At 32.5% G+C, this 11,775-nt stretch carries 14 protein-coding genes; 5 read left to right on the top strand and 9 right to left on the bottom strand.

Going from position 1 to position 11,775, the window contains the following annotated elements; all coding sequences use genetic code 11:
- The first annotated feature begins 484 nt into the window (after nucleotides 1–484).
- On the top strand, nucleotides 485–943 hold the full coding sequence (locus QZU83_RS08800) for a MetQ/NlpA family ABC transporter substrate-binding protein (RefSeq protein WP_295611486.1): 459 nt from the start codon (nucleotides 485–487) through the stop codon (nucleotides 941–943).
- Between the two features lie 59 nt (nucleotides 944–1,002).
- Here QZU83_RS08800 and QZU83_RS08795 read toward each other — a convergent pair whose 3' ends face one another.
- The 5 genes from QZU83_RS08795 to QZU83_RS08775 all read right to left on the bottom strand — a co-directional run bounded on the left by QZU83_RS08795 (nucleotide 1,003) and on the right by QZU83_RS08775 (nucleotide 5,042).
- On the bottom strand, nucleotides 1,003–1,971 hold the full coding sequence (locus QZU83_RS08795; protein WP_295611483.1) for an alpha/beta hydrolase: 969 nt from the start codon (nucleotides 1,969–1,971) through the stop codon (nucleotides 1,003–1,005).
- Between the two features lie 37 nt (nucleotides 1,972–2,008).
- Nucleotides 2,009–2,368 carry a cyclophilin-like fold protein gene (locus tag QZU83_RS08790; RefSeq protein WP_295611482.1) on the bottom strand — a complete coding sequence of 120 codons (360 nt, stop codon included), beginning with the start codon at nucleotides 2,366–2,368 and terminating at the stop codon, nucleotides 2,009–2,011.
- A 94-nt stretch (nucleotides 2,369–2,462) separates the two neighbouring features.
- Nucleotides 2,463–3,614 (bottom strand): cyclophilin-like fold protein, encoded by a 1,152-nt coding sequence (locus tag QZU83_RS08785; RefSeq protein WP_295611479.1) that lies wholly within the window; start codon nucleotides 3,612–3,614, stop codon nucleotides 2,463–2,465.
- Between the two features lies 1 nt (nucleotide 3,615).
- On the bottom strand, nucleotides 3,616–4,014 hold the full coding sequence (locus QZU83_RS08780; RefSeq protein ID WP_295611476.1) for a helix-turn-helix domain-containing protein: 399 nt from the start codon (nucleotides 4,012–4,014) through the stop codon (nucleotides 3,616–3,618).
- Nucleotides 4,015–4,100: 86 nt separating this feature from the next.
- A complete protein-coding gene (locus tag QZU83_RS08775; RefSeq protein WP_295611473.1) occupies nucleotides 4,101–5,042 on the bottom strand; it encodes an aldo/keto reductase in 942 nt (313 codons plus the stop codon).
- A gap of 94 nt (nucleotides 5,043–5,136) precedes the next feature.
- On the opposite strand from QZU83_RS08775, the gene QZU83_RS08770 reads away from it, so the two are divergent.
- The 3 genes from QZU83_RS08770 (at nucleotide 5,137) to feoB (ending at nucleotide 7,685) form a co-directional block, all read left to right on the top strand.
- The gene (locus QZU83_RS08770; protein ID WP_295611469.1) at nucleotides 5,137–5,340 is read left to right on the top strand and encodes a helix-turn-helix domain-containing protein; all 204 of its coding nucleotides are present in this window, start codon (nucleotides 5,137–5,139) and stop codon (nucleotides 5,338–5,340) included.
- Complete coding sequence (locus QZU83_RS08765) at nucleotides 5,333–5,599, top strand: hypothetical protein (RefSeq protein ID WP_295611466.1); 267 nt, start codon at nucleotides 5,333–5,335, stop codon at nucleotides 5,597–5,599. The genes QZU83_RS08770 and QZU83_RS08765 overlap by 8 nt, the downstream gene beginning before the upstream one ends.
- A gap of 67 nt (nucleotides 5,600–5,666) precedes the next feature.
- Nucleotides 5,667–7,685, top strand: a complete 2,019-nt coding sequence (feoB, locus tag QZU83_RS08760) for a ferrous iron transport protein B (RefSeq protein ID WP_295611463.1) — start codon at nucleotides 5,667–5,669, stop codon at nucleotides 7,683–7,685.
- Between the two features lie 351 nt (nucleotides 7,686–8,036).
- Here feoB and QZU83_RS08755 read toward each other — a convergent pair whose 3' ends face one another.
- Nucleotides 8,037–8,375, bottom strand: a complete 339-nt coding sequence (locus QZU83_RS08755; protein WP_295611460.1) for a hypothetical protein — start codon at nucleotides 8,373–8,375, stop codon at nucleotides 8,037–8,039.
- A gap of 252 nt (nucleotides 8,376–8,627) precedes the next feature.
- Here QZU83_RS08755 and QZU83_RS08750 point away from each other — a divergent pair, with 252 nt between their 5' ends.
- Nucleotides 8,628–9,449 carry a 4Fe-4S dicluster domain-containing protein gene (locus tag QZU83_RS08750; protein WP_295611458.1) on the top strand — a complete coding sequence of 274 codons (822 nt, stop codon included), beginning with the start codon at nucleotides 8,628–8,630 and terminating at the stop codon, nucleotides 9,447–9,449.
- Between the two features lie 77 nt (nucleotides 9,450–9,526).
- Here QZU83_RS08750 and QZU83_RS08745 read toward each other — a convergent pair whose 3' ends face one another.
- From QZU83_RS08745 to QZU83_RS08735, 3 genes are all read right to left on the bottom strand, one after another.
- Nucleotides 9,527–9,802, bottom strand: a complete 276-nt coding sequence (locus QZU83_RS08745) for a hypothetical protein (protein WP_295611455.1) — start codon at nucleotides 9,800–9,802, stop codon at nucleotides 9,527–9,529.
- Between the two features lie 124 nt (nucleotides 9,803–9,926).
- A complete protein-coding gene (locus QZU83_RS08740) occupies nucleotides 9,927–11,153 on the bottom strand; it encodes an ATP-binding protein (protein ID WP_295611487.1) in 1,227 nt (408 codons plus the stop codon).
- A 326-nt stretch (nucleotides 11,154–11,479) separates the two neighbouring features.
- Nucleotides 11,480–11,635 (bottom strand): hypothetical protein, encoded by a 156-nt coding sequence (locus QZU83_RS08735; protein WP_295611452.1) that lies wholly within the window; start codon nucleotides 11,633–11,635, stop codon nucleotides 11,480–11,482.
- Nucleotides 11,636–11,775: the final 140 nt, after the last annotated feature.

The raw sequence follows: 11,775 nt of genomic DNA, 5'->3' as shown, positions 1-11,775 counted from the left end.
CCACACGAGGTGTTTTAAAACGAATCTATCGCAGAGATCTAATTTGGAATGACAACCGCAAAAAGGATTATGAAAATCAACAAAGTTTTTGAAAGAGTCCATATTTTAAAAAAAAATAAACAAAATATGTGAAAAAAATATTACATTATAAAAAAATAAGAAACTTTATTTATGTCTGAAGGCGATGACATATTGGACATAACATTAAAATAGATATTCGTTACATATTCATTATGAAAATTAGTAAGTGATTGATTGTTTGATTTTAAATTAGGATTTAGATTTAAGAGACTGCTTGTATTCAATGATAAAAAAATTAGAAACAAATATTTATTGTTAATACTCCAAAAATATAATCATTGTTTATAAACAATGCTATGATAAAATATATAGGAGTTTGAATGATAATGTCAAAAAATAGAAAAATTATTCGATTAACTGTAATTATAGCAGTTTTTTACTAGTTATTTTTACGATATACGGCATGTCGGATAAAAATCCAGAAACTGTAACTATCGGATATTTACCTACAGACCATGATGCAGCATTATTTGTCGCAAATGCTACAGGAATGTTTAACAAAGCGGGAATTGAAGTGGAATTACATGAATACAATAATGGTGGAGATTTGATGAGTGCAATGGCCAGCGGCGAATTAGATGTTGGTTATGTTGGAATAACACCAGTAATATACTCCATCTCTAAAGGAGTGCCCGTAAGAATCGTTGCAGGAGCCCAAAATGAGGGCAGCGGTTTGCTTTGTCATAATCCATCAGTTAAGTCAATCTCAGATTTAAAATGCAAGACCATAGCTACACCCGGCGAAGCATCAGTACAAAGCGTATTATTAAAATATGATTTGAAGAAAAACGGACTGAACACAACTGATATTGAAAGTCCGGCCATGAAGGTTTCTTCAATAGTAACGAAATTATCCTATTAATAATAGTGAAATTTTTCTTGAAACAAAAAAAGAAAATAATAGTTACTTTTTAAAGTAACTTACAAGTTTTCATTGAAAAATTCTGCAATCTTTTCAAATGGAATTACATCAGTTTTATAGTACAAATCCGTGTGAACCGCATCAGGGATAATCATTAACTCCTTATTGTCCCCAGTCAATTTTGCAAATTCATCCTCTGAGAAATATCTGGAATGTGCATTTTCCCCATGAATCATTAAAATTGGTGTTCTGATTTCATCAGAATAAGCTATAATCGGCTGAGATATGAATGACATGCATCCTATTACATTCCATCCATCATTTGAACCGGGGGATCTTGGATGATATCCTAACGGTTCAATGTAAAAGTCATGATAATCCTTTACAAATTGAGGCAGGTCATCAGTCACCTCTTTAATGACCCCTCCGGCTTTTGCATATTCACCATTTTTAAAGTCTTCGGTTCTTTGATTGTTTAGGGCAACTTTCATTTCATATCTCGCATCTGCATTATCATCCGCATCATAATATCCCTTTGCAGTAATACGAGTCATATTATACATTGTTGATGTGACTGTTGCCTTGATACGAGTATCAAGGGACGCAGCATTTAATGCCATTCCTCCCCATCCACAGATTCCACAAATTCCAACCCTGTCACCGTCAACATCATCTGAAGTGACAAGATAGTCAACTGCAGCCTGGAAATCTTCAGTATTTATGTCTGGAGATGCCATATCACGAGGCACACCTGAACTTTCACCGGTAAATGAAGGATCAAAAGCTATTGTCAAAAATCCCATTTCAGCCAATTTTTGTGCATAAAGACCTGAAACCTGTTCTTTTACAGCACCGAATGGTCCTGCACATGCAATAGCAGGCAATTTTTCCTTAGAATCTTTTGGTTTGTATAAATCTGCAACCAAAGTAATTCCATACCTATTTTTGAATGTTACCTTTTCATGATTTACATTTTCGCTTTTGGGAAAAACCTTGTCCCATTCTTTTGTTATCTCAATATTTTCCATAATAACCACATTTTATATTATTTGATAAAATTTATAATTATTTTAAACTGAACTCCAATGTGACATCACCGGACCCCAGAACTTCCTTTAGCTTATTTGAGCCAACATTATTTATTTTACCCAGTTTTGTATAGCTCCATGAATGGGAACCGTAAAACAAGGATATTTTATCTCCCTGATACAATACAATATCCCCCGGAGCAGTACCGATATTTTCATCACTTGTCGGAAGTGAAAAGCCTAAATCTCCCACTTTTTCAAAACCCCCATATTCCGATGCATTGACTGTGATGTTGCTTTTTTTCAGCTCTTTAATCAGATCCTGTGTGGCAGAATTGTTTTCCAATTTAACATCAAATACCTCATCATTGATTTTGACTTTAACTAAATCATCCATACTATCATCCCCACTAACCGCAGTGCAAGCAATTAAACTAAATACAACTATAAAACAAATTTTTTTAATGAAAGACACCATATCACCCATCTTGTTATTTTAAACTTAAAACCAATTTTACATCGCCAGTTCCCAAAATCTTCTTCAAATCTTTAATATTCTGTACCTTGCCCAGTTTTGTATAGGACCAGGAATTTGAATTATAGAATAGTGATATCTCATCACCCTCATAAAGCACGATATCGCCTGCCGAGGTGGTTATGTATTTGTCGCTTCTCGGAAGTGAAAAACCCAAATCCCCAACTTTTTCAAATCCTCCATAATCTTCAGCATGAATTGTAACATCACCCATCTTTAGCTTGTTCATCAGTGCTTTTGCTGCGGAATTATCTTCCAATTTCACCTTTAAAACATGATTATTGACTTTAAGGTTTATTACATTTGAACGAGCAATAGTTTTGATATATGTTTTTAAAACAGCCGATTTAACCTTAGAAGTTGATTTAATATTGATAACAACATTGTGTTTGCCTTTAGGCAATGATTTCATGTTGAAACTTACAATCCCTTTTTTATCCGTTTTCAAAGAGTACTTCTTATAGTTTTTACCTGTGAAAACCTTTATCATAACTTTAATACTCTTCATCGGTTTTTTGGATTCCCTATTTTTAACCGCAATCTTGTACCTTTTAGATTCATTATAATATCCTGTGATTTTTGGAGCTGAAATTTTTAGTTTAGCCCTTGAGATTTTAATCGAACTATATTTAATCTTTGATAAGAACTTTTTAGAATCTTTAACATTTATTGTCACTTTATGAGTGCCAATGCCTAAATTAGATGCATAATATTTTGCAATTCCATTGGAATCAGTTGCTGCAGTGACTTTTTTATATTTTTTACCGGAATATACTTTTAAAATAAGTTTAACATTCACAACAGGTTTTTTAGTTTTGCTGTCAATCGCTTTTACCTTGAAATATTTGCCGGATTCGTATGTTGTTGATAATTTTGAAACAGACAGTGAAATCGATTCAGGTTCCGCTGAATTGCTTTTGGTCAATTCTGTTTGGGCACTTCCATTTGAAGCAGCGGATTCATTGAATATAGACATACTGTCACTTATTGATTCATTATTAACGACTACACCGGTTGCGTTATTCCTGTTTTCAGATGCATTGGCTGCAGAAATACTCAATATTGCTACAATGAAAATCAGCACCAAAACAATTTTTTTATCCAACATATCATCCCCCATCTAAGTCAAGAATATCAATATAAGTTTCTTTTATAAAGGTAATCTCATCATCCGTGTAGAAATCTCCCTCATGAGTATCCAAAGCAAATATGATTAATTCATACAATACCCTATTTAGTTTCCTTCCTTTTGAAGTTAAGAAATATTCTGTTTCATGATCATTAATCTTTTTTTCAATTAAATTGTTGTTTTCCATTGATTTAAGGCATCTTGAAAGAGATTTATTGTCCAGATTTGGACGGTTTTCCTGAAATTGTGTAAAACGCTTCTTTCCCAAAAACAAATCCTTCAAAATGTAAAATGTCCATTTATTGCTTATGGTTTTAATTGCACTGCCCACAATGTTTCTTTCAAATTGATTTCCATACAATTTTTCTTCAAGAGCCATGAAAAATTATTTGTTCATTAATGTTTTAATAATTTTAGTGGCAAAAATGCCACAAAATCATAAGTAAAAAAAGTAAGGAAAAGAAATTATTTCATTTCCTTTTCCCAAATCCTTATTGTATTGATATTAGCCTTATCTGCCAATTCTTCCATTGTTTTAATTTCATCATCACTTAAATCGATGTCTACTGCCTCAGCCGCATCTTCAACGTGGTGAACCTTTGTTGCACCAATAATTGGAAGTGTTCCTTTAGCTATTGCCCATGCAATCGGCAATTGTGCAACTTTTGCATTGTGATTTTCTGCAATATCTGCGATTGCCTTATTCAACTCCTCAATTTCAGCCAAGCTTCCACCATATGCATTTGCCCTGTCTGATCCTTCAGGGAAAGGATGAGCAGTGTCGTATTTGCCTGATAATGCGCCTTGCTCTAAAACCATGTATGAGAAAAAGATTATGTCATTCTCTTTACAGTACTCAAGGATTCCTGAATCTTCAGATGAACGGTTGAGTAGGCTGTAATGGTTTTGAACTGCTCCAAGCTTTAAGCCTGCCTCTTTTAGAATCTCATTTGCCTCTTTGATTTCTGCAAGATTATGGTTTGAAACACCTATCATTTTAATGTCATGCTCTTTTGCGGTTTCAACCAGCTTTTTAGTCCAGTCAGGCGCTCCAACCGGATTGTGAATCCAAAATATGTCAATGTCTTCAACGCCCAGTATTTTTGCGCTGTTTTCATACATTGAGGTTACCTCATTTGCCTCGAACATTTCAGCAAGCTGCGGTGTGAACTTGGTTGAAATTACAAAATCCTCCCGATTGGAAGTCCTTAAGAACTCTCCTAAAACCTCTTCAGATTTTCCCATGCCGTAGACATATGCAGTATCCCAAAGGTTCAATCCCAATTCCATTGATTTATCATAGATTGGTTTTAAATCCTCAATACTATGTTCGTTTCCAAATGTTCCATCATTACCCCATGCCCAAGCGCCAAGGGCAATTTTTGGAAGATTATCTTTTAATGTCATGTTTAATTATCTTAATAGATAACTATAAAAAGTTAAAGTGACGGCTATGACACCTAAACATTAAAATAAGACAAAATAGAAACTTTTAAACCATATGACATATTTTGATTTTGAACTTACTCACTGCCCAGTTGAATTGTCCCTCGATATAATCAATAGAAAATGGGTTTTGCAAATTATTTGCGACATGTTCTTTGGAAAAACCAGATTTAGCGAATTTCAAAAGGAGAGACCTGAAATGTCAAACAAGGCATTGTCCAGAAGTTTGAAATTCATGGAAAGAACAGGGATTGATTAAAAAAGAGGTTGATGAATATTTTCTAACTGATAAAGGAAAATTATTGAATAAAGTCATTTATGATTTGGTTGAATTTACTTTAGACAACAATAAAGAATTATACGATGAAAAAACAATAATAAAAGCAAAAGAAGGATTTAACTTTATTGTGCAATTCATCCCCGGCTTAAAGAAGCCGGAGAATTCTAGCACAATAAAGTTAAAGAAACTGGAGAATTCTTGCACAATACCATTAAATAATATTAAAATTAAAATATAATATTTGACATGCAAAATATTAGATACTTAAGCTAATATTAATTAAAATTTAATGAAAGGAGAGTTATATGGTAAATTTAAAAGTTGGATTGGCAGGAAATCCAAATGTTGGAAAAACAACTGTTTTTAACGAGCTAACGGGTATGCATCAGCATGTTGGAAACTGGCCAGGTAAAACAGTTGAACAAGCCATAGGTCAATTTTCACGTGGAAAATATGATTATGAGATTGTTGATTTGCCCGGCAACTATGCATTAAGTGCTCATACGATGGAAGAGATTGTATCAAGGGATTTTATAGTTGATGAAGATCCGGATGTGATTATTGATGTGGTTGATGCATCTAATTTGGAGCGTAACTTATACCTCACTGTTCAGATGATGGAACTTGGAGCAAACCTAGTTTTAGCACTGAATATGAATGATTTTGCAAAAAAAAGAGGCTATCTAATTGATGTTGATTTGATGAGTGAAATTTTAGGTTTTCCAGTAATTGATATCAATGCTAAAACAGGTCAGGGAATCGAAGAATTGTTTGCCAGTGTAGAAAAGCAAGCAGAAAATCCAGTTGACACTTCCAAAAGTTTAACTTATGATGCTGAGTTAAAAAGTCATTTTGTGAATCTGCAGTCATTAATTGAAAAGGATGAAAAATTACTTGATGTACCTTCACAGTGGACAGCAATCAAATTGCTTGAAAATGATTCAATTGTTATTCAAAAGGTTCAAAATTCACCACAAAGTTCAGCAATTTTTAAAGAATTGGATAATGTGTTAAAAAACCTTAATGAGAATTATGATGAAAGTCCAGAAGAAATAATTGCAGGTGCAAGATACGAATTTATTGATGATGTGATGGCAAAATCTGTTGAAATCAATGCCGTTGAAGGAAAAACCCTTACTGATAAAATAGATGATATCGTGCTAAACAAATTTTTAGCATTTCCTATTTTTGTTGTATTAATGTATATAATTTTTGAAATAACATATAATGTAAGTGCACCGTTTCAAAATTTAATTGAGCAATGTTTTAATATGCTTTCTGAATTTCTGGCCAGTTTTATTACTAATCCATATTTAACATCATTTTTATGTGATGCGGTTATTGGAGGTGTTGGAGGAGTCCTTTCTTTCTTACCAATAATTCTTGTAATATTTTTATTTTTAAGCATTCTTGAGGATTGTGGATATCTGGCAAGAGCCGCATTTTCTATGGATTTAATTATGCATAAACTTGTTGGTCTTCATGGTAAAGCATTTATACCAATGATTTTAGGATTTGGTTGTGGAGTGCCCGCCATCATGGCAACAAGAACATTAGAAAATGATAATGACCGTAAAATTGCTATGATGCTTGTACCATTCATGTCCTGTACAGCAAGATTACCTATTTATGCAATATTCATTGCAGCATTTTTCCAAGAATATAACGGAATTATATTGCTGTCAATCTATCTTTTAGGAATCATAGTGGCATTTATTGTAGCCTCAATTCTCAAAAGAATATTGCTGAAAGGTGTGACAACTCCATTTGTAATGGAACTTCCATCATATAAGCTTCCTTCACTGAAAGGAGTATTATTGCATACAGGAGAAAAAGTTGTAGGATTTATAAAAAAAGCAGGAACAGTAATTCTTGGATGTTCCATTGTATTATGGGCTTTAAGTAGCTTCCCGTTAGGTGTTAAATACGGATCTGCTGACAGTCTATTAGGTATGATAGGTAGCTTTATCGCCCCAATTTTTGCTCCGTTAGGATTCGGCACATGGCAAGCGGCTGTAGCTCTTATCGCAGGATTAGCTGCAAAAGAAGTTATTGTATCTACTTTCGGTACTCTTGGAGGAATGAACGAAGATGATGAAAATGGTATGACACATTTAATACAGGATACTTTCACCCCATTGTCTGCATACTCATTTATGGCATTTACTTTATTGTATATCCCATGTTTCAGTACTATTGCTGCAATTAAGCATGAAATGAATGGATATAGATGGGCTTTGACAATGTGTGCCATTACCTTTGTAACTGCATATGTTGTGTCATTTCTAATCTATAACATAGGTCTTTTAGCTGGATTTGGTTAACCGCCAATTTCAGCACCAAATTTTTTTGAATTAATGATGTGACACAAAGTCACTATTTTTTAATTTTATATTGTTTATTTTACGAAGTGAATGATAAGATAAAAATAACTAGATTAATCAAGTTTGATTGTCAATATAGCTCGGTTCATTGACTTCCTTTACAGCATCACCCTCACCAATCAAAAGTGGGAATCAGGATTATGCAACTTCTGGTTTTTTTAACCAGCTTCATGTCGGCGTCGGCGTAATACACTTTAAATTATCTACTGCTTTTAGTGAAATTCAGTTTATACAATACGCCTAATCTTGTTAAAAAATTAAAAATAAGGTTTGTTCATCTGTGAACAGTTATTACAAAGTTCCTTGTTCAATAATTTCTAACCCCAGCCCTTCCTGAATTTTTTTTAATGCCCCTTTAGCGGATCTTTTAGCAAATATTTGGCTGGAACCATCTAAACTGTCTTCACCGAAGAATCCAAAGTTTCTAACCCATGATTCTATTACAATCATGTCATCTTTAAATGTGTATTTAATTAACTGTGGAGATGTGACTATTCCAGATCCATGTTGATAAAATTCCTCTCCTTGGGATTCTCTTTTTTTGTATTTGTTCTCTTCCAAAATTCTCAATATTGTTTGCTCTTCCTCTTCTCTGTTTGTACTTTTAAATTTAAGGTAAGTTCTTGACATGATTGTAATTTTTATTGTTAGAAATATTTAAAGTTATAACTATTGTTTAGTTTATCTATTGATTAGACAATATTTTTTCCAATATCGGAAAGATAATAATTAACTATTTGTTTAATATGAATAATACAAACATTGTGATGTAGTCATATAAAATTATCATTATTTTCCGCTTTAAAAATATCATGAAAAACTTTTTTTGATATCCCTAGCTATACATAAAATTTAATTATTGTGATTAAAAAATTGTTATTCATGAACATTAAAGCGCCAATAATTATGGAGTTAATTTTCATCGCGATTTCTGTTCTGGTATATATTACAACTTCCAACACATTTTTCATATTCAATTTCCTCTATATCGGAACTGCAATAGCTGTTGGACTGTTCATGATGGGTAAAAATAACAGATACGCAAGAAACCTGATTATGCTTGCAGTTGGATGTTACCTGTTTGTTTATGTTGGCATTTTAGGTCATGAAAACTTGTCTCTGTCCGGATTTTGGTATTATTTAAGTTTAGGTGTTTTTGAAGGTGCAGTTATTCATTTTCTAATTGCAAAAATCCTTGGGCCATTACTGTTTGGCCGTGGATGGTGCGGATATGCCTGCTGGACAGCAATGATATTGGATTTGCTACCTTATACAACCCCTCAAAATGAAAGGAAAAACTGGGGGTATGTCAGATACATATTATTTGTAGCAATATCATGCGGTGTATGTTCACTATTCATTTTTAAAGTTGCTAATCTTGATTCAATAATATTCTTCCTGTTTATTTTAGGAAATATTATTTACTATATTCTTGGAATTGTTCTGGCATTTTATCTTAAAGATAATCGTGCATTTTGCAAATATGTTTGTCCGATTACTGTATTTTTAAAAATTTCAAGCTATTTTTCACTTTTAAGAGTTAAAGTTAATGAAAATAAATGCATCAGTTGCGGCAAATGTGTAAAGGCATGTCCGATGGATGTTGAAATGTTAAACAATTCCAGAAAAAGAGAAAACGGTACGGAATGCATATTGTGCCTTGATTGTGTTCACAGTTGTCCGAATGATGCTCTGAAATTATGATTTGAACAGGGTTAATTCAAAAAATCTAGTATTTTCTGTCATCATGAATCTTTTTGATTAAATTGACAGTAATATTATTATCTTAATGCTCCAATCGGAATTACCATTACCCCATCTTTTCGAACTTTTGCAATTGGATTACCAGTTATAACCGCTAAAAAGCTAGGTTCCGGGATATGTGTATTTCCCACAGCAATTTTTTGTTTAATCAACTTATCCATTTTTAATAAAGTTTGAGCACCCATGAAACTAGGTTCATTAACCTCTTTTACAACATCATCATCTTTAACCTCACCGATAAGCAATGGTGAATCCGGATTGTGCAACTTTTGGTTCTTTTTAACCAGCTTCATGTTGCTGTTGGCATAATAGTATAGAAATTATCTACTATAAATTCAAATTTTGTTTCAGACAGTACAAAGAATTTATTCTTAAAAATTTCATAATTATCTATTCTTTTGCGAATTTAACATATATTTATCTTAATGCACCAATAGGAATTACCATCACCCCATCTTTTCGAACTTTTGCAATCGAATCACCCGTTATAACCGCTAAAAAGCTAGGTTCCGGAATATGTGTATCTCCTTCAGCAATTTTTTGTTTAATCAACTTATCCATTTTCAATAAGGATTTTGCACCATCATCAATTCTTTTATCTCCTAATTTAAACTCAATCAATCCATAACGCCCATCAGCAATTTGCAAAACACAATCCACTTCCAAAGTACCGTCATTATAATATAATACTTTTCCACCCAATGGTGCGGAATATACTTTTAAGTCTCTAATACATAAGGTTTCAAAAATGAATCCGAAAGTTTCCAAATCATACACCAACATTTCAGGAGTTGCATTAAGACCTGCAACTGCAATTGAGGGGTCTATAAATTCCTTTTTTTCAGATTTTCTTATTTTTTGCTTTGAACGAATATTTGGAGCCCATGCCGGAACATTATCAATGACAAAGAGATTTTTTAAAACAGAGATATATGAATAAAATGTAGGCTCGGAAATTTTACCGTAATTCTCTTCAATATCCGACATTATTTTTGTATTGGCAACTAATGTTGAAATGTTACGTGAATAAGACCTAAGAATCGCTTCAAATAATTTTGAATCACGTTTAACGCCATCAATATTATAAGTATCATCACGACATATGTTATCAAAATAGGAAGATGCCACAATCAATTGTTTTCGCTTGTCTTTAATATTCAATGTTTCAGGCCAGCCCCCACGGGAAGCTAAAAAAGTCAAATCACTTAAAGACAAATCTGAAGTAACTCCATTAATTTTAACATCACTATCATTAAATAAATCAATCAATGAAATCTTACCGTTTGAATCGCCACTTTCATACAGACTCATCGGCCTCATCATCAACCTGTGAATCCTTCCAACACCTTTATGATTTATTTTAGAATTATCAACAATTGTAGAACCTGTTAAAATGTATAATCCATAACCATCAGTTTTATCAACTGAATATCTTACTGCATCCCACAATTCAGGAGCCATTTGCCATTCATCAATCAGCAATGGTTTTTCTCCATCCAATACTAACAATGGATCCACATCTGCCAGTTCAATGTATGATTTACCTAATGTAGGATGTTGCAATTCAATTACTGTTTTGGCGAATTGAGTCGCAGTTGTTGTTTTACCACACCATTTTGGCCCCACTATTAAAACAGCACCCATACATTCAAGTATATCATTTAATTCTTCATCAACATATCTTTTAATATATTCCACATTACCACCAATTAAGTAATTATACTATTTATATTTAAGTAATTATACTAATTTTATTTAAGCAATTATACTATTTATATTTAAGCAATTATACTAATTTTATTTAAGTAATAATCGAAGTTATGATTAACCATATTTACATAGATATTTTGAAGTTCTAATTATTTAAAATTAGTTATTTTAACAATAAAAGATAAAAAAATAAGTAAAAAGAATATTCAAGAATTAAAACAATATTACAATATGAAAACAATAATTTTTATTGAAAACAATCAAATTAACATTTGTTGAGTATCAATATAGCTGGGTTCATTGACTTCCATTACAACATCACTATCTTTAACTTCCCCAATCAGCAAAGGCGAATCGGGATTATGCAACTTTTGATTCCTTTTGACCAGCTTCATATTGGCGTTGGCATAACGCACTTTAAATTATCTACTACTTTTAGTGAAATTTGTTCTATACTATACGAACAAAATGATTAAAAAGTAAATGAATTATCTACTACTTTTTAGCGAGATCTGTTGTAATGTAACTAACAAATATTTGTAATTAAATGCTCTCG

The sequence above is a fragment of the uncultured Methanobrevibacter sp. genome (assembly GCF_902771435.1).
Lineage (GTDB): Archaea > Methanobacteriota > Methanobacteria > Methanobacteriales > Methanobacteriaceae > Methanocatella.
Note: the sequence above shows the minus strand (reverse complement) of the source record. Positions and strands in the feature narration are given on the sequence as shown.

Excerpts from the sequence above, each read along its gene's own strand:
- QZU83_RS08800 (WP_295611486.1), top strand. The coding sequence starts at position 485 with ATGTCGGATAAAAATCCAGAAACTGTAACTATCGGATATTTACCTACA.
- QZU83_RS08775 (WP_295611473.1), bottom strand. The coding sequence starts at position 5,042 with ATGACATTAAAAGATAATCTTCCAAAAATTGCCCTTGGCGCTTGGGCA.
- QZU83_RS08780 (WP_295611476.1), bottom strand. The coding sequence starts at position 4,014 with ATGGCTCTTGAAGAAAAATTGTATGGAAATCAATTTGAAAGAAACATT.
- QZU83_RS08750 (WP_295611458.1), top strand. The coding sequence starts at position 8,628 with ATGAACATTAAAGCGCCAATAATTATGGAGTTAATTTTCATCGCGATT.
- QZU83_RS08790 (WP_295611482.1), bottom strand. The coding sequence starts at position 2,368 with ATGGATGATTTAGTTAAAGTCAAAATCAATGATGAGGTATTTGATGTT.
- QZU83_RS08785 (WP_295611479.1), bottom strand. The coding sequence starts at position 3,614 with ATGTTGGATAAAAAAATTGTTTTGGTGCTGATTTTCATTGTAGCAATA.
- QZU83_RS08740 (WP_295611487.1), bottom strand. The coding sequence starts at position 11,153 with ATGGGTGCTGTTTTAATAGTGGGGCCAAAATGGTGTGGTAAAACAACA.
- feoB (WP_295611463.1), top strand. The coding sequence starts at position 5,667 with ATGGTAAATTTAAAAGTTGGATTGGCAGGAAATCCAAATGTTGGAAAA.
- QZU83_RS08770 (WP_295611469.1), top strand. The coding sequence starts at position 5,137 with ATGACATATTTTGATTTTGAACTTACTCACTGCCCAGTTGAATTGTCC.
- QZU83_RS08795 (WP_295611483.1), bottom strand. The coding sequence starts at position 1,971 with ATGGAAAATATTGAGATAACAAAAGAATGGGACAAGGTTTTTCCCAAA.
- QZU83_RS08745 (WP_295611455.1), bottom strand. The coding sequence starts at position 9,802 with ATGAAGCTGGTTAAAAAGAACCAAAAGTTGCACAATCCGGATTCACCA.
- QZU83_RS08755 (WP_295611460.1), bottom strand. The coding sequence starts at position 8,375 with ATGTCAAGAACTTACCTTAAATTTAAAAGTACAAACAGAGAAGAGGAA.